The 16,564-nt window shown below is 65.7% G+C and carries 17 protein-coding genes; 7 read left to right on the forward strand and 10 right to left on the reverse strand.

The window, feature by feature from the left end:
* Positions 1 to 62: 62 nt before the first annotated feature.
* Positions 63 to 905, forward strand: a complete 843-nt coding sequence (locus ACU0DV_RS07860; protein WP_100927589.1) for a universal stress protein — start codon at positions 63 to 65, stop codon at positions 903 to 905.
* 45 nt (positions 906 to 950) lie between these two features.
* Here ACU0DV_RS07860 and ACU0DV_RS07865 read toward each other — a convergent pair whose 3' ends face one another.
* The gene (locus ACU0DV_RS07865) at positions 951 to 1,397 is read right to left on the reverse strand and encodes a MarR family winged helix-turn-helix transcriptional regulator (protein WP_446241291.1); all 447 of its coding nucleotides are present in this window, start codon (positions 1,395 to 1,397) and stop codon (positions 951 to 953) included.
* A 55-nt stretch (positions 1,398 to 1,452) separates the two neighbouring features.
* Here ACU0DV_RS07865 and ACU0DV_RS07870 point away from each other — a divergent pair, with 55 nt between their 5' ends.
* Positions 1,453 to 1,806 (forward strand): DUF1428 domain-containing protein, encoded by a 354-nt coding sequence (locus tag ACU0DV_RS07870; protein ID WP_100927587.1) that lies wholly within the window; start codon positions 1,453 to 1,455, stop codon positions 1,804 to 1,806.
* Positions 1,807 to 1,817: 11 nt separating this feature from the next.
* Here ACU0DV_RS07870 and ACU0DV_RS07875 read toward each other — a convergent pair whose 3' ends face one another.
* Positions 1,818 to 2,741 carry a PhzF family phenazine biosynthesis protein gene (locus ACU0DV_RS07875; protein WP_446241290.1) on the reverse strand — a complete coding sequence of 308 codons (924 nt, stop codon included), beginning with the start codon at positions 2,739 to 2,741 and terminating at the stop codon, positions 1,818 to 1,820.
* Positions 2,725 to 3,471 carry a transcriptional regulator FnrL gene (gene fnrL, locus ACU0DV_RS07880; protein WP_100927585.1) on the reverse strand — a complete coding sequence of 249 codons (747 nt, stop codon included), beginning with the start codon at positions 3,469 to 3,471 and terminating at the stop codon, positions 2,725 to 2,727. The genes ACU0DV_RS07875 and fnrL overlap by 17 nt, the downstream gene beginning before the upstream one ends.
* A 65-nt stretch (positions 3,472 to 3,536) precedes the next feature.
* On the opposite strand from fnrL, the gene hemN reads away from it, so the two are divergent.
* Positions 3,537 to 4,892, forward strand: coding sequence for an oxygen-independent coproporphyrinogen III oxidase (hemN, locus tag ACU0DV_RS07885; RefSeq protein ID WP_446241289.1), 1,356 nt, complete (start codon positions 3,537 to 3,539; stop codon positions 4,890 to 4,892).
* Positions 4,893 to 4,899: 7 nt separating this feature from the next.
* Here hemN and ACU0DV_RS07890 read toward each other — a convergent pair whose 3' ends face one another.
* Positions 4,900 to 5,409: a MarR family winged helix-turn-helix transcriptional regulator gene (locus tag ACU0DV_RS07890; RefSeq protein ID WP_446241288.1), complete on the reverse strand. Its 510-nt coding sequence runs from the start codon at positions 5,407 to 5,409 to the stop codon at positions 4,900 to 4,902.
* Positions 5,410 to 5,506: 97 nt separating this feature from the next.
* Here ACU0DV_RS07890 and ACU0DV_RS07895 point away from each other — a divergent pair, with 97 nt between their 5' ends.
* Positions 5,507 to 6,424: an EamA family transporter gene (locus ACU0DV_RS07895; protein WP_446241287.1), complete on the forward strand. Its 918-nt coding sequence runs from the start codon at positions 5,507 to 5,509 to the stop codon at positions 6,422 to 6,424.
* Here ACU0DV_RS07895 and ACU0DV_RS07900 read toward each other — a convergent pair.
* The 5 genes from ACU0DV_RS07900 to ACU0DV_RS07920 all read right to left on the reverse strand — a co-directional run bounded on the left by ACU0DV_RS07900 (position 6,382) and on the right by ACU0DV_RS07920 (position 13,022).
* Positions 6,382 to 7,971 (reverse strand): ABC transporter ATP-binding protein, encoded by a 1,590-nt coding sequence (locus tag ACU0DV_RS07900; RefSeq protein WP_100927581.1) that lies wholly within the window; start codon positions 7,969 to 7,971, stop codon positions 6,382 to 6,384. The two genes, ACU0DV_RS07895 and ACU0DV_RS07900, sit on opposite strands and share 43 nt — an antisense overlap.
* Positions 7,968 to 9,185 (reverse strand): ABC transporter permease, encoded by a 1,218-nt coding sequence (locus tag ACU0DV_RS07905; protein ID WP_100930830.1) that lies wholly within the window; start codon positions 9,183 to 9,185, stop codon positions 7,968 to 7,970. Before ACU0DV_RS07905 ends, ACU0DV_RS07900 begins: the two co-directional genes overlap by 4 nt.
* 52 nt (positions 9,186 to 9,237) lie before the next feature.
* Positions 9,238 to 10,323 carry a microcin C ABC transporter permease YejB gene (locus ACU0DV_RS07910; RefSeq protein WP_100927580.1) on the reverse strand — a complete coding sequence of 362 codons (1,086 nt, stop codon included), beginning with the start codon at positions 10,321 to 10,323 and terminating at the stop codon, positions 9,238 to 9,240.
* A gap of 6 nt (positions 10,324 to 10,329) precedes the next feature.
* The gene (locus tag ACU0DV_RS07915; RefSeq protein WP_446241286.1) at positions 10,330 to 12,255 is read right to left on the reverse strand and encodes an extracellular solute-binding protein; all 1,926 of its coding nucleotides are present in this window, start codon (positions 12,253 to 12,255) and stop codon (positions 10,330 to 10,332) included.
* Between the two features lie 254 nt (positions 12,256 to 12,509).
* Positions 12,510 to 13,022: a c-type cytochrome gene (locus ACU0DV_RS07920; RefSeq protein ID WP_100927579.1), complete on the reverse strand. Its 513-nt coding sequence runs from the start codon at positions 13,020 to 13,022 to the stop codon at positions 12,510 to 12,512.
* A gap of 135 nt (positions 13,023 to 13,157) precedes the next feature.
* Here ACU0DV_RS07920 and ACU0DV_RS07925 point away from each other — a divergent pair, with 135 nt between their 5' ends.
* On the forward strand, positions 13,158 to 13,991 hold the full coding sequence (locus tag ACU0DV_RS07925; protein WP_100927578.1) for a prephenate dehydratase: 834 nt from the start codon (positions 13,158 to 13,160) through the stop codon (positions 13,989 to 13,991).
* Positions 13,992 to 14,026: 35 nt separating this feature from the next.
* Here ACU0DV_RS07925 and ACU0DV_RS07930 read toward each other — a convergent pair whose 3' ends face one another.
* Positions 14,027 to 14,953, reverse strand: a complete 927-nt coding sequence (locus tag ACU0DV_RS07930; RefSeq protein ID WP_446241285.1) for a LysR family transcriptional regulator — start codon at positions 14,951 to 14,953, stop codon at positions 14,027 to 14,029.
* Between the two features lie 79 nt (positions 14,954 to 15,032).
* On the opposite strand from ACU0DV_RS07930, the gene ACU0DV_RS07935 reads away from it, so the two are divergent.
* Both ACU0DV_RS07935 and ACU0DV_RS07940 read left to right on the forward strand, forming a co-directional pair.
* On the forward strand, positions 15,033 to 16,208 hold the full coding sequence (locus ACU0DV_RS07935; RefSeq protein ID WP_100927576.1) for a cytochrome P450: 1,176 nt from the start codon (positions 15,033 to 15,035) through the stop codon (positions 16,206 to 16,208).
* 8 nt (positions 16,209 to 16,216) lie between these two features.
* Positions 16,217 to 16,540 carry a 2Fe-2S iron-sulfur cluster-binding protein gene (locus ACU0DV_RS07940; RefSeq protein ID WP_446241284.1) on the forward strand — a complete coding sequence of 108 codons (324 nt, stop codon included), beginning with the start codon at positions 16,217 to 16,219 and terminating at the stop codon, positions 16,538 to 16,540.
* Positions 16,541 to 16,564 lie beyond the last annotated feature (24 nt).

The raw sequence follows: 16,564 nt of genomic DNA on the forward strand, positions 1-16,564 counted from the left end.
GCGTCAAAGTGCGACAATTCGCTGGCATTTAGGGTGAAAGGATATCGGACAGGAGACTGATCATGGCTTTCAAGACTTTGTTGACCGTCATCACCGACGCGGACCTCGTGGACCCCACCATCGCCGCTGCGGCTGACCTTGCATCCGCGATGGATGCGCATCTCGATGTGCTGTGCCTCGGCGTGGACCGGACACAGACCGGGTATTACTACGCTGGCGCCAACGCGATGGTGCTGCAGGAGACCCTGAGCCGCGCGTCCGCGGAGGGCGAAAGCCTTGCCGCCGCGGCGCGCAAGGCGCTGGGCAGGACCGACGTCCGCTGGGCGGTCGATCACGGCGTGGCGCAGCTGGCAGACCTTGGCCGAATCGTCGCGGCACGTGCGCGGTTCTCGGACCTTGCGGTTCTGCCCAAGCCCTACGGCGAAGGCTGCGGGATCGAGCTTGAGCCGGTGCTGGAAGGCGCGCTCTTCGACGGGCAGGTGCCGGTCATCGTGAATCCGGGCAGCGGCGTCACGCTGACCGCCGCCCCCAAGCGGATCGCGCTGGCGTGGAACGAAAGCAGCGAGGCGCTGCGCGCCGTGCGCTACGCCATGCCCCTGCTGAAGCAGGCGGACACCGTGCACGTGGTGGTGATCGACCCGCCGCAGCACGGGCCGAACCGCTCCGACCCGGGCGGGATGCTGTCGCAGTACCTGGCGCGCCACGGCGTGAAGCCTGAGATCGACGTGCTGTCGAAGACCATGCCGCGCGTGTCGGACGTGCTGCTGCGCCATTGCGCCGATGTGGAAGCGGATCTCGTGGTGATGGGGGCCTACGGGCACTCCCGCTTCCGCGAGGCGATCCTGGGCGGTGCGACCCGCAGCATGCTGGAGCAGACGGCGCTGCCGGTGTTCATGGCGCACTGAGCGAGCGGGGCTGACCGCCTCAGGACAGCCTTTCGAATATGGCTGTCAGGACAGCCCCTCGATCATGGCGCGCAGGGCGGTCGGGTCCGCATCCAGTTCCCGGTCGAGCGCGTCATGCTCTGCCCGCCAGATCGGCGCGGCCTCTTTCAGGAGGGCGTGACCGTCGGGGGTCAGAGACACGCGACGATTGCGCCGGTCCTTCGGGTCCGGCGTGGTCTGCACCAGCCCGCGGCGTTCCAGCACCTTGAGCGCCGCGGTCAGCGTGGTGCGGTCCATGGCAAGGAAATCGGCCACGTCGGTCATGCGCGGCGGCTCGGGCCGGTTCAGCGACATCAGCAAGGAATACTGGCCGTTCGATAGCCCCACGGGCTTCAGCGCCGCATCGAAGCGGCGCGCCAGCGTGCGGGCCGCGCGCTGCACCCTGAAACAGAGGCAGCGGTCACGCACCTCGAGGGTGGTCGCATAGGGAAGCTGGTGATCCGGCTGTTTCATGTTGATATCAACTTAATGCCCTCTAAGGTGGTCCGTGTCAACAGGAGGGAATCGCATGTCTTACGTCTGGGGGTTTCTGGTGGCCGTGCCGGAAGAGAACAAGGCCGCCTACATCGAAAGCGCCGAGAAGAGCTGGCCGCTGTTCCGGGACTACGGCGCCACGGCGCATTGGGAATGCTGGGAAGAGGACGTGCCAGAGGGGGAGGTGACCTCCTTCCCGATGGCCGTGAAGCGGGAGCCGGGCGAGAAGGTCGTGTTTTCCTGGGTCGTCTTCCCCGACAAGGCGGCGGCGACGCGTTGCCACGAGAGCTTTGGCAGCGACCCGCGCTGGGAAGAGATGACCATGCCCTTCGACGGGAAGCGCATGGTCTACGGGTACTTCGACACGGTCTTTGCCGAAACGGCCTGAGATGGGTCGCGTCATGCGTCGGGCGGCACGATCCGCCCGGTGCTGACCGGGACGGCGCTGCCGCGCACGAGGATGCGGCCGGGGGCGCCATTGTCGGAATGCACCGTCAGGACGATTTCCGACGCGCGCCCCATCTCGACGCCTTGGTGCAGGGTGAACTGCGCTGTGTCCGCCTCCAGCGCTCCGCTGGCTTTCAGTTGCGCCGCAAAGATCGCAGAGGCCGATCCGGTGGCCGGGTCTTCCGGGATGCCCGCGGTCGGCGCGAACACCCGCGCGCGGAAATCGCAGGCGGTGCCGGGGGTATAGAGGTAGGCGGAATCGACGCCGGCGAGGTCCGTGATCGCCGACCATGCGGGTTCCAGCGGTCGGGCGGCGGCCAGCGCGTCCATGTCGCTGACCGGCACGTAAAGGAACGTCGGGCCGCCCTGCCAGAGGCCGGGGCGGTGCGAGCCGAAGCCGATCTGCTGCGGCGCGAGGCCAAGCGCCTCGCCAATGAGCGCATCCTCGGGGATTTCACCCTTGTCCGGCGCGAAGGGCAGGACGGGCGCCTGGAATTCGGCCCATGCGGCACGGTCGTCGCGCCAGACATCGACGGGGACGAGGCCCGCGACCTCCTCCAGCACGATGCGGGTTTCGAACGCGCCTTCGGGGGCGTCCTTCAGGGCCAGGTGCAGCGCGCAGCCGATGGTCGGATGCCCGGCAAAGGGGATCTCTGCCGTCGGGAAGAAGATGCGGACCTTGGCGGTGTGTTCCGGGTCGTCGGGCGCCATGACGAAGATCGTCTCGGACAGGTTGAACTCGCGCGCTATGGTTTGCATCTGCGCCGTGCTCAGGCCGTCCGCCCCCTCGACGATGGCGAGGGGGTTGCCCGCGAAACGCCGTGTCGTGAAGACGTCGCAGGTGGCAAAGCTCAGCGTATCAGGCAAGCATGCCACCGTCGGAATCGTCGCCGGCCTCCTGCATCAGCCGGTCCATGTCCGGAACCGTCACGTGCCGCTTGCCTTCCAGCGTGATGACGCCGTCCTTCTTCAGTGCGGACATCTGGCGGCTGACGGTTTCCAGCGTGAGGCCGAGGTAGTCGGCCATCGCCTCGCGCGTGAGCGGCAGGTCGAAGACGATGGGGGCATCGCTGCCGCGCATGTTCAGCGTCGCATCGCGCCGGGCGATGATCGACAGGAGCGAGGCGATCTTTTCCCGCGCGGTCTTGCGGCCCAGTACCAGCATCCATTCGCGCGCCGCGTCGAGTTCGTCGAGCGTCATCTCGAGCAGGCGCTGCGCGATATGCGGTGTGCGCATCATCATCTCCTCGAACGGCGTCTTGCGGAAGCAGCACATCACGAGGTCGGTGGTCGCAACCACATCGTAGGCGGCGTTGGTCCGGCCCGGGCGTCCGACGAAATCCGACGGCAGGAGAAGGCCCACCATCTGCGTGCGTCCGTCTTCCATCGTCTGGGTCAGGGACGCGATGCCCGATACGACGGAGCCCACGAAATCCATCTTGTCGCCCGACCAGATCACCATCTGGCCCGCCTCGAACTTGCGGTAATACTTGATCTCTTCCAGCCGCTCGAGCTCGTCCGACTCGCAGCGGGCGCAGACCGCGCGATGGCGGATCGGACAGTCGTCACAGTGCTGGTTAACTGTCAGACTTCTCTCGTTCAGCATGGCGTGATTGCCCCTTTTGATCTGCGTCAAGGTCGCCCTCTCTCACAGGGCCTAACCGTACGCGTATGGCGATACGAACACAACTCGCGCGGCTGGGTCTCTTTGACGCCAAGGTTCCGCGATACACCTCATATCCGACCGCCCCGCATTTTGCCGGGGACGTCGGCCCGGACCGGTTCGGCGAGTGGATCGGCGCTGTGCCCGAGGGCGGGAACATATCTCTGTATCTGCATGTTCCCTTCTGCAGAAGGCTGTGCTGGTTCTGTGCCTGCCGTACGCAGGGCACAGCCACGGCCAAGCCGGTCGAAGCCTATGTGGAAACCTTGCAGGCCGAACTGAAGCTTCTGCGGAAGGCCCTGCCGCCGGGTGTCAAACTGTCGCGCCTGCACTGGGGCGGGGGCACGCCGACGCTGCTGTCGCCCGACATGATGTCCCGGCTGATCGGGGAGATTCGCGAGACGGCGGACTTTGCCGAGCATGCGGAGTTCTCGGTCGAGATCGACCCGAACGAGATCGACGCGGCGCGGCTCGACGCGCTGGCGGCTGGCGGGATGAACCGCGCCTCCATCGGGGTGCAGGACTTCGACGAGCAGATCCAGGAGGCCATCGGGCGACCGCAGGGCTATGACGTGACGCGCAAAGCCATCGAGATGATCCGCGAGCGTGGCGTGGCCAGCCTGAACACCGACATCCTTTTCGGACTGCCGCACCAGACCCGCGCGCGGATCACCGAGACGGTCCAGAAGCTTCTGAGCTTCGCGCCGGATCGGGTGGCGCTTTACGGCTATGCGCATGTGCCGTGGATGGCGAAGCGCCAGCAGATGATCCCGTCGGACATGCTGCCCACCCCGCAGGAACGGCTCGACCTGTTCGAGACGGCGCGGCGGCTGTTCGTCTGGGACGGCTACGCCGAGATCGGCATCGACCACTTCGCGGTGCCGGGCGACGGTCTGGCCATCGCGCAGAAGACCGGCAAGCTGCGTCGCAATTTCCAGGGCTACACCGACGACACCTCGGAGGTGCTGATCGGGCTGGGGGCCTCTTCGATCTCGCGGTTCCCGCAGGGATATGCGCAGAACGCGCCCTCGACCTCGGCCTATGCCGGCGCGATCCGCGACGGGCGTTTCGCGACATCTCGCGGTCACACGTTCAAGGGCGAGGACAAGCTGAGGGGGCGGCTGATCGAGGCGCTGATGTGCGATTTCCGCATTGATGCCAACGAGATCGTGGCCGGCTACGGCGTCTCGCGCGAGTGGCTGTTCCGCACCTTCCGGGATACCGCCGCCGCGTTCGACAACCTGCTCGAGGTCACGGAGGACGGCCTGTACCTGCCCGAAAAGACCCGTCCGCTGACCCGTATGGTGGCGCGCACATTCGACGCCTACGACCTGAGCAAGGCCGGACACAGTTCGGCGATCTGATCGTCCTTCAGGGGGTGTCGTCCTCGGACTCTTCGGCTTCGAGGGCGGCCAGCCAGCGGGTGAAGATCCGGTCGAGCGCGGCGCGATCCTCGGTGCCCAGATGCGCCAGCAGCCGGTGCTGGTTGGCCACGTGGTCGCCGACCGCAGCGTCAATCACGCTGTGGCCCTTTTCCGTCAGCCGGATCACCGTGCCGCGTCCGTCCGCGGGGTCGGGCGTACGCTCCACCAGCCCCTGCGCGGCCAGCCGGTCGAGCCGGTTGGTCATCGTCCCGGAGGTCACCATGGTCGAGGCGAGCAGCGCCTTCGGGGTCAGCGCATGGGGCGGGCCGGACCGGCGCAGCGTGGCCAGAACGTCGAAGCCCGCGGAGTTCAGGCCGTGCTTCGCGAACACCTCTTCATGAGAGTGCCGGAGCCGCCGGGCCAGACGTGTCATCCGTCCGAGCGTCACCATCGGCCCGACGTCGAGGTCGGGGCGTTCGGTGTTCCATTGCTGCCTGATGCGGTCGACGTGATCCATACGGGGAGGGGTGGCGGAATTTTATCTTGACGTCAAGCAATCCGTATATATCTTGACGCCAAGATAAATACCTCGACTTCAAGATAAAGGTTTCGCCATGTCCTCCCGCCTGAATGTCGTCGCGCTGACCGCGCTGGCCCCGATCATCTGGGGATCGACCTACATCGTCTCGACCGAAGCCTTGCCGGGCTGGCCGCCGCTGCTGGTGGGCCTGCTCCGGGCCTTGCCTGCCGGGCTGATCCTGCTGGCGGTCACCCGGAAACTTCCGTCACGCGACTGGCTGGGCCGGATCGCGCTTCTGGGCGCGCTGAACTTCACCATCTTCTGGGGCGCGCTCTTCGTCGCTGCCTACCGGCTGCCCGGGGGCGTGGCCGCGACGCTGGGCGCCTTGCAGCCGCTTTTCGTCACGGTCCTTGCAAGTCTGCTGCTGGGGGCGCCGTTCCGGCTGGCGGCGGTGCTGGCGGCGCTGGCCGGGGTAGGGGGCGTGGGCCTGCTGATCCTCGGGCCGGGCGCCGCGCTCGATCCCGTGGGCGTGGCGGCGGCGCTGGTCGGCGCGCTCAGCATGGCGACGGGCATGGTGCTGACTCTCAGGTGGACGCCGCCGGTGGACCGCCTGACCTTCGTCGCGTGGCAACTGACGGCGGGGGGTGTGCTGTTGATCCCGCTGGCGCTGATCGCCGGTGGCGAGGTGCCCGCGGTCGACCTGAAAGCGGTGGCGGGGCTGGTCTGGCTGGGGCTGATTGGCGGGGCGCTGACCTACGTGATCTACTTCCGCGGCATGACGATCCTAGGCGCGCCTGCGGCCTCAGGTCTGGGGTTCCTCAGCCCGCTCAGCGCGGTGACGCTGGGATGGGTGCTGCTGGGGCAGGCGCTGAGCCCGCGCCAGATGGCAGGCGCGGGCGTGGTGCTCCTGTCGGTCTGGGCCGTGCAGAAGGTCAACGCCCGGCCGACGCCGAAGGCTCAGCCCCAGTCTCAGGCGGTATCGAGCGCCGCTGCGAGAAGCGTGCGGGTGTAATCGGTCTGCGGGTTGGCAAAGATCTGTTCCGCCGGCCCGCTTTCCACCACGTCGCCCTGCTTCATCACGATGACCTTGTGGCTCATGGCGCGGACGACCTTCAGGTCGTGGCTGATGAACAGGTAGGCGAGGTTGTACTTCTGCTGCAGGTCGCGGAGCAGGTTCACGATCTGAACCTGCACCGTCATGTCCAGCGCCGAGGTCGGCTCGTCGAGAACCACCAGCCGGGGCCGCAGGACCATGGCCCGGGCGATGGCGATGCGCTGCCGCTGCCCGCCCGAGAATTCGTGCGGGTAGCGGTGCATCATCATCGGGTCGAGCCCGACCTCTGCCATGACCTTCGCCACTTCGGCCCGGAAGGTGCGGCGGTCGCCCTTGGCGTGGACCTCCAGCCCTTCGGAGATGATCTGTTCGCAGGTCATCCGCGGGCTGAGCGAGCCGTAGGGGTCCTGGAAGACGATCTGCATCTCTGAGCGCAGGCGCCTCAGTTCCTTGGTCGACCAGGCGCGCACGTCCTCGCCGCGATAGGTGATCGCGCCCTGCGACTTGATGAGCCGCATGATGGCCAGCGCGAGCGTCGTCTTGCCGGAGCCGCTTTCGCCCACGATGCCGACGGTTTCCCCGGCGCGCACGGCGACGGTCGCCTCGTTCACCGCCTTCACGTAGCCTACCGTGCGCTTCATCAGGCCGCGCTGGATCGGGAACCAGATGCGCAGGGAGTCGGTGCTGGCGATCTCTTCGGCATCCGGCTTGACCGGATTGGGCACGCCTGTGCTTTCGGCCGACAAGAGCTTTTGCGTGTAGGGGTGCTGCGGGTTGGCGAAGATCTCGGACGTGCGGCCCTGTTCGACGATCTCGCCGTCCTTCATCACGCAGACCCGGTCGGCGATGCGGCGCACGATGCCGAGGTCGTGGGTGATGAACAGGAGGCTCATGTCCTCCTGCGACTTCAGGTCTGCCAGTAGGTCGAGGATCTGCGCCTGGATCGTCACGTCGAGTGCTGTGGTCGGTTCGTCCGCGATCAGCAGGTCCGGCCCGTTGGCCAGCGCCATGGCGATCATCACCCGCTGCCGCTGCCCGCCCGAAAGCTGGTGCGGATAGGCCTGAAGGCGGGTTTCGGGGTCTCGGATGCCGACCTTGGTGAGAAGTTCGAGGATGCGCGTGCGCGCCGCGTCGCCCGACAGACCCTGGTGCAGTTCGAGGCTTTCGCGGATCTGCTTCTCCAGCGTGTGCAGCGGATTCAGAGAGGTCATCGGCTCCTGGAAGATGAAGCTGATGTCGTTGCCGCGCACCTCCCTCAGGCGTTGGTCCGATGCGCCGACCATCTCCTTCCCGGCGTAGAGGACGGAGCCTTCGACCACCGCGGATTCGCCGTGCAGGGACACGGTAGAGAGGGCGGTGACCGACTTGCCGGAGCCGGACTCGCCCACCAGTGCCACCGTCTCGCCCTTGGCGATCTCGAACGAGACGCCCTTCACCGCCTGGATGACCTTGCCGTCCTGGCGGAAGGAGACTTTCAGGTCGCGGACCTTCAGCAGTTCACTCATTGAAACGTCTTCCTCGGGTCAAAGGCATCGCGCACCCCTTCGAAGATGAAGACGAGCAGCGAAAGCATCACGGCGAAGACCGTGAAGGCGGTGAACCCCAGCCAGGGGGCCTGGAGGTTCTGCTTGGCCTGAAGCGTCATCTCGCCCAGCGACGGTGCGGCGGCGGGCAGGCCGAAGCCGAGGAAGTCGAGGCCGGCCAGCGACGAGATCGTGCCGGTCACGAGGAACGGCAGGAAGGTCACGGTCGCCACCATGGCGTTGGGCAGCATGTGCCGGAACATGATCGTGTTGTTCGACACCCCCAGCGCCTTGGCCGCGCGGACGTATTCGAGGTTGCGGGCACGCAGGAATTCCGCGCGCACCACGCCCACGAGCGCCGTCCAGCTGAACGCGATCATCAGGAAGATCAGCAGGCTGTAGCTTCGCCCGAAGATCGCGAACATGATGATGATGACGTAGAGCATCGGGATCGCGCCCCAGATTTCGATCACCCGCTGGAACACGAGGTCGAGCCAGCCGCCGAAGTAGCCCTGCAGCGCGCCCGCGATGATGCCGATGACGGAGGATATGGCGGTCACGATCAGGGTGAAGAAGATCGACAGGCGGAAGCCGTAGATCACCCGGGCGAAGACGTCGCGCTTTGCATCGTCGGTGCCCAGCAGGTTGTTGCCGCGCTTGTCCGGGGGCAGGAGGCCGAAGTGCCGTTCCTCGTCGTCGCCCTTCCAGAACCCGATCACGTCGGGCGGCAGCGGCGCCGCGCCCGAGCGTTCGACGGGCGTGTCGTAGGTGTAGGGAATGAGCGGCCAGAGCGTCCAGCCCTTGTGGAAGTCGGGGTCGTCGATGGTGCCCTCTTCGGCCTGCACGATCAGCCCCTCGGGATCGTCGAAGCAGGCATCCAGGCCGCCGGTGGCGATCAGGCACTGCACCTCCGGGTCGCGGTAGGCGGCTTCGGTCCGGAAGTCGCCGCCGAAGTCGGTCTCGGCGTAGAAGTTGAAGATCGGCATGTAGTAGCTGCCGCGGTAGTTCACGAGGATTGGCTTCTCGTTCGCGATGAACTCCGCGAACAGCGACAGGCCGAAGAGCACCGCGAAGATCCACAGCGACCAGTAGGCGCGGCGGTTGCGGGTGAAGTTGCGCCAGCGGCGGCGGTTGAGGTTGGACATCGCGAAGCGGCCGCGCTTGTCCTCGGGGATCTCGTAGCCGAGATCGGTCATCTGTTCCGCCGTGGCCGAAGCCTGCGCCTGTGCGTCGAGCTGGTGAGACATGTCAGCCCTCCCGGCTCTCGAAGTCGATGCGGGGGTCGATCACAACGTACATGAGGTCGGAAAGAATGTTCACCAGAAGACCCATCAGGCCGAAGAAGTAGAGCGTTCCGAAGATGACGGGGTAGTCGCGGGCCACCGCCGCCTCGAACCCGAGCCGCCCGAGACCGTCGAGCGAGAAGATGGTTTCGATGATCAGCGACGAGCCGAAGAACACGCCGATGAAGACCGCAGGCAGGCCCGCGATCACGATCAGCATGGCGTTGCGGAAGACGTGTCCGTACAGCACCTTGCGCTCCGACACGCCCTTGGCGCGGGCGGTCATCACGTACTGCTTCTTGATCTCGTCGAGGAAGCTGTTCTTGGTCAGCAGCGTCAGCGTTGCGAAGCCGGAGATCGTCGAGGCCAGGACCGGCAGGGTGATGTGCCAGAAGTAGTCGGCGATCTTGCCGAAGAAGCTGAGGTTCTCGAACCCGTCGGAGGTCAGCCCCCTGAGCGGGAAGATCTGCCAGTAGGAACCGCCGGCGAAGAGCACCAGCAGCAGGATGGCGAACAGAAAGCCGGGGATGGCATAGGCCACGATGATGAGCGCGGAGGTGTAGGTGTCGAAGGTGGTCCCGTCCTTGACGGCCTTGCGGATGCCCAGCGGGATCGACACGACATAGGCGATCAGCGTCGACCAAAGGCCCAGCGATATGGACACCGGCATCTTCTCGAGCACCAGGTCCCAGACGGAGATCGAGCGGAAGTAACTCTCGCCGAAGTCGAAGCGCATGTAGTTCCACATCATGTTCAGGAAGCGTTCGAGCGGCGGCTTGTCGAAGCCGAACTCGCGCTCGAGCTCTTCTATGAACTCCTTGGGCAGGCCGCGGGCGCCGACGTAGTCGCTGTCAGAGCCGAAGGTTTCCTCGCCGAGGTCCTGACTGCCGCCGGAGAACCCGGCCGTCACGTCGCCCTGGCCCTGCATCTTGGCAAGGACCTGTTCGACAGGACCGCCGGGCACGAACTGCACCAGCACGAAGTTGAAGATCATGATCCCCAGGAGGGTGGGGATGATGAGCAGGATGCGTCGAAGGATATATGCGGCCATTGCGGATTACTTCAGAACCCCGCTGGACTGCAGAGCCTGGTGCTTTTCCTCGTTCATCCACCAGAAGTCCAGCACACCCAGTGCGTAGGGCGGCAGTTCGTCGGGATGCTCGAACATGTCGTAATAGGCGACCCAGTATTCCGGCACGAAACCGGCGGCCACCTGGATACGCTCGTAACGGAGCGCGCGGTCCAGTGCCATGAGTGCGGCGATCTCGTCCTCGCGGGTCTTGGTGTCGAGCGCGGCTTCGATGATCGCATCCACCAGAGGGCTGCGCAGCGCCGCCGGGTTGTAGGAGGACACCACGGCGGTTTCCGACCCGAAGAGCTGGTTCAGCCCGGTTCCGGCCGCGGCGAACGTCAGGATCCGGGTGTGGATCATGTCGTAGTCCTTGTCGAGGAACCGCTGCTGGCCCTGCGCGCTGTCCACGGTGTCGGCGGTCGCGGCGATGCCCCAGTCGTTCAGGGTGCGCACGTAGGTCTCGATCCCGGACTTGCGGGTGTCGTCCCAGCTCGACAGCACGAGGAAGTTCAGCGTCATCTGCTGACCGGCCTCGTTGACCATCTTGCCGTCCGCGTTGACCGTCCAGCCTTCCTGTTCCAGCAGGCGCAGGCCGGTGCGCTTGTTGCGCCGGTCGATCGGGTCGCGCGCGTCGGAGGAATGCGGCAGCACCGCCTCCTCGGTCATCATGTCCGGCGGGACGAGCTCGCCCAGGCTTTCCAGCAGCGCCTTTTCCTTGCCCTCGGGCAGGCCCTTGGCTTCCCATTCCTGTCCCTCGACGAAGGACTTGCGCTGGGTCGTCAGGCTGTACTGGAGCGACTCGCGCTCCCACTCGAAGTTGTAGGCGAGCGAGAGGGCGTGCCGGATGTTGCGGTTGTCCAGCGGTTCGCGCGTGGTGTTGAAGATGATGCCGGAGTTGTTGGGCGCGGACTGGTCGGGGATCTCCTTCTTGACGACGTCGCCGCGCTGGATCGCGGGGAATTCGTAGCCCGTGGCCCAAAGCTTGGTGGAGCCTTCGGTGCGGAAGTTGGTGATCCCTGCCTTGAAGGCCTCGAACTCGGCGGTGTCGTCGGCGAAGTACTCGAACCGGACGCGGTCGAAGTTGTGGCGCCCGATGTTGGCCGGGTGGTCCCAGCCCCAGTAGTTCGGATTGCGTTCGTAGACCACGTAGCGGTTGAACTCGTAATCGGCGACCTGGTAGGGGCCTGACGCCATCGGGGACAGCACGGAGGGTTCGTCCAGCTTCTCGCCGGTTTCCTTGTACCATTCCTCGGAGAAGATCGGCGTGCCGCCGACCTGGCTGATGAGCGACCGGCGCGAGATGCCGTCGACGAAGGTGTATTTCAGCGTCAGGTCGTCGATGACCTCGACGCCGGAAATCCGCTCGCTCACGCTTCGGGCGTAGGAGCGGATGCCCTGCTCGATGAACAGGTTATGGGTGAAGGCCGCGTCCTGTGCACGGACCGGCGCGCCGTTGCGGAAGGTCACGTCGTCGCGCATGTGGAAGATGACCCAGGTCTGGTCCTCGGGGTATTCGACCTCTCGCGCGACGAGGCAGTACGAGTCGGTGATCGTGTCCGCCGGCAGGCCGCCGCCCCAGGGCATTTCGCCGAACATGGATTCCGCCACGACGCCGGAGTTGGTTTCCGGGTTGCCGCGCCAGGCCCAGCGGTTGAAGCCGTCGAAGGTGCCGCGCGCGCCGATGACGATCTCGCCGCCCTTGGGCGCGTCCGGGTTGACGTAGGCAAAGTGCGGGTAGTCTGCCGGATACTTCAGGTCGCCGTAGAACGAATAACCGTGCGCCCGGATGGTGTCGGCCATTTCGTGGGACTCCGCCCAGCCGGTGCGCGGCAGAAGCGGGGTGGCCGCGGTGGCGCCGATGAGCCCGAGGGCACTGCGGCGATCGACGTGGAACGGCGGTCTTCTGGTCATCCGTGGTCTCCCTTGGCGGTCCGGCGGGGCGTTCGGATACCGACGCCTCCATGTCTCGGCAATTATAGTTAAATTTAAGCTAAGGGTTCCGCGTGACCACATTCAAGTCGAGATTGGGCAGGCGGCGGGCTGCTTTGACGCCCTTGTGATCGGGACGTGTGCGGTGCGTCAGGGCATGTGACGCAAACCGAAAAGGGCCGTCCCCGCTCTGGGTACGGCCCTTCTGAATTCGGTGTGCAAGGCGGAGAGGCGGATCAGCCGCTCACGGATTGCAGGTAGGCGATCACGGCTGCGCGGTCTTCCGCCTTCGGCAGGCCGTTGAAGGACATGGTGGTGCCCGGCGCTGCGCCCTTGGGGTTCTCGAGGAACGTGTTCAGATGCTCCGGCGTCCATGCGTCGCCGACCTGCTGCAGGTTGCCCGAGTAGTTGAAGCCGCCGACAGAGCCGATTTCACGGCCAACGACACCGTCGAGGTGCGGGCCGGTCGCGTTGGAGCCGTCGACCTTGTGGCAGGCGCGGCACTTGCCGAAGACCTTCTCGCCGTCGCCCACGTCGGCGGATGCCAGAAGCTCCTCGAAGGGCACTTCGGGTTCTGCTTCGGCAGGCTCGCTGCTTCCCGCCTCGATCACGTAGGCCGACGCGTGCTCCTCACCATGACCGCCGCCGCCGACGTGGTAGAGGGTTTCCGCGCCCCACTTGCCCATCAGGTAGATCAGCAGAGCGCCACAGACGCCGCCCACGACCTTGGTAACTGTCATCGTATCCATGAGGTGCCCTGTTCGAATTGTGTATCCGTCGGGCGGCTGTCTACGGCTTCCAATTGGCTTAGGCAAGCGATAGAAGCCGCGACCAATCGCCCGCCCACCGGGCAAACGCAAGATTTTGACCGGGGAGGGAGCCTCATGCCGAAACGTATCGCATTCCAGGGAGAACTGGGGGCCTATTCGCACCAGGCCTGTGTGGAGGCCCGTCCGGGCGCAGATGTTCTGCCCTGCGACACCTTCGAGGACGTGATTGCCGCCGTGCGCAACGGCGACGCCGACCTCGCCATGCTGCCGGTCGAGAACACCACCTACGGGCGGGTCGCGGACATCCACCGCCTGCTGCCGGAGTCGGGGCTGAGAATCGTCGACGAGGCCTTTGTTCGGGTTCACATTTCGCTGATGGCCCTGCCGGGCGTTGCGATCGAGGACCTCGAAGTGGTGCGCGCGCATCTGGTGCTGCTGCCGCAGGCCGCGACCTTCCTGAAGCAGTACGGCATCCGTGGCGAGGCCTGGCCCGACAGCGCGGGCGCCGCGGCCGAGATTGCGCGCACCGGGTCGCGGACCGTGGGCGCGCTGGCCTCCGACCTCGCGGCAGAGATCAACGGGCTGCACATCCTGGCCCGGCACATCGAGGATCACGCCCACAACACCACGCGCTTCCTGCTGATGTCGCCGGAGCCGGACACCACGGTGCGCGGCGACCACGGCATGATCACCACCTTCGTCTTCCAGGTGCGCAACATCCCCGCCGCGCTGTACAAGGCGATGGGTGGATTTGCGACCAACGGCGTGAACATGACCAAGCTGGAAAGCTACATGGTGGGCGGGTCCTTCACGGCGACGCAGTTCTACGCCGACATCGAAGGTCATCCCGAGGACCCGCCGGTGGCCCGCGCGCTGGAGGAGTTGGCCTATTTCACCTCGATGCTGGAGATCCTCGGCGTCTACCCTCGCGATCCGCGCCGCGACTGAGCCTGCGCCCGGCGGTCCTGTTCAGGCAGCGGGCTTCATGCGACCTGCGACACCACGCGGTGGATCAGGTCGCGCAGCCAGACATGGTGGGCGGAGCGGTGGTTCCGCTCCGTCCAGACGACCTCGATGGTGATCTCGGTGCGGACGGGGCAGTCCGCGACATGCACCGCGTCGCCCAGCACCCTCGCAAGCCTGCGGGGGACGGTGGCGACGAGGTCGGAGGCGACCACCAGTTCCGCGATCCCCGCCGGGCTTGGCACCCGCAGCCCGACCTGCAGGCTGTGGCCCATGTCCTTCAGGTCGTGCAGGTAGCGCGAAGTCCAGCGCCCGCCGTAGGTCACAAGAACGTGGTTCAGCCCGAGGTAGGTCCTCAGGTCCAGGGGCGCGCCGGCGGCGGGATGGCCCGCGTCCATCAGGCAGATGTAGTCCTCGTGGTAGAGCCGCCTGCTGTAGAAGGCCGGGGTTTCGCGCTGGAAGGGACCGATCAGCATCTCTGCCTCGTTCCGCAGCAGCCGTTCGTGCCCGATGTCGGAGGCATCGACGATCTCGAGCTCAAGACCCGGCGCCTCTGCCCGGACGGCGCGCACGATGTGCGGCACCCAGAGCACCCTTTCGTAGTAGTTGCAGGCGATGGTGATCTTGCGCTTCACCGTGCCGGGATCGAACTGCGACGGCACGGTCAGTCGCCTGAAGTCGCCGATCAGGCGGTTGGCCTCCTGCACGATCTCGTCGCAGCGCGGCGTCGGCAGGATCGACCGTCCCTGCCGCACGAAGAGCGGATCCTGGAACACGCCCCGCAGTTTTTCGACCGTGTAGCTGACCGCCGACTGGTTCACGCCCAGCTCTTCCGCCGCCTTGGTGAACGAGCGCAGATCGTGCACCCGCGCCAGCAGGGTCAGCGTCCGGAAGTCCACGCCCATCGGATCGGCCATGGCGTTCTCCATCAAATTGACTGATGCCATGAATAGAATTGATCTTATTGCCAGATCAATCCACCTTTGAGACTGTGACCGCCAATGTCTGGCTTGGAGGAGGTGAGACATGACCACTGCCCCCGTGGAGGAGCGGGTGACGCTGGACGATCTGACCCGCGATCCCTATCCCATATATCGCCGCATGCGTGCGGAGACCCCGATCGTCGATGTGCCCGCCGCGCGGCGCATCTTCCTGACGAAGGCGAAGCACACCCGCATGGTGAAGGACAACGCGGAGCTCTACAGCTCCGACGATCCGAAGACACCGATGGAGCGTGCCTTCCAGGCGCACACGCTGATGCGCAAGGACGGGGACGAGCACCGCCGCGAACGCATGGCCATGCAGAAAGCGTTTTCGCCCAAGGTCATCAAGACCGACTGGGCGGAACTTTATGCGAAGATCGCCTCCGACTACCTCGACCGCCTGCCGCGCGGCGAGACGGTGGACCTGTTCAAGGACCTCTGCGGGCCGGTGGCGGCGCGCATCCTCGCCCATATCCTCGGGCTGGACGAGGCGAGCGATGCCGACATGCAGCGCTGGTCGCAGACGCTGATCGACGGTGCGGGCAACTTCGGTTTCCGGGACGAGCCCTTTGCGAAGTCCGACACGGCCAATGCCGAGATGAACGCCTACTTCGATTCGATCCAGGCCCGTCACAAGGCGGAACCCAACAACTCCGCCATGTCGATCATGCTGAACGCAAAGGACCCGATCCCCGAGAGCCAGATCTACGCCAACATCAAGATCGCTATCGGGGGCGGCATCAACGAGCCGCGCGATGCGCTGGCGACAATCCTCTACGGGCTTTTGACCAACCCCGACCAGCTTGAGGAGGTGCGGCGCACCGAGGCATGGACCGATGCCTTCGAGGAAGGCGTGCGCTGGGTCGCTCCGATCCAGGCGTCTTCGCGCAAGGTGATGGAAGCGCATCAGATCGACGGCATCGACATTCCCGAGGGCGTCACGCTGATGACGATCCAGGCCTCGGCCAACCACGACGAGGATGTCTTCGAGGACGGCCACCTCTACAACGTGTTCCGCGCCAAGGCGCAGCATCAGGCGTTCGGCAACGGGCCGCACCATTGCTCGGGCGCGCAGGTCGCCCGCAAGACCGTCGGAGAGATCATGCTGCCGATGATCTTCGAGCGCTTCCCCAACATGAAGCTGAACAAGGCCGAGGACGTGGTCTGGAGCGGATTCGGATTCCGCGGGCCGCTGAACCTTCCGGTGACATTGAACTGAGGACTGATATGGTCAGCATCACTTTCGTCCACGCGGACGGCACGAAGAAGCAGGTCGAGGCCGCGCCCGGCACATCCGTCATGCAGGCGGCGCGCGACAACGGCATAGACGAGATCATCGCCGAATGCGGCGGGTCGATGTCCTGTGCCACCTGCCACTGCTACGTGGACGAGGCGTGGACCGACCGCACCGGCGAACGCGGCGAGATCGAGGAAGACATGCTGGACTTCGCCGAGGCCGAGGTCCGCCCGACATCGCGGCTGTCGTGCCAGATCGTGGTGTCGGAGGCGCTTGACGGACTCATCATCCATCTGCCGGAAGAGCAGGGATAACGTACGGACCGGGGAACAGGACAC

The organism is Sagittula sp., from assembly GCF_052825245.1.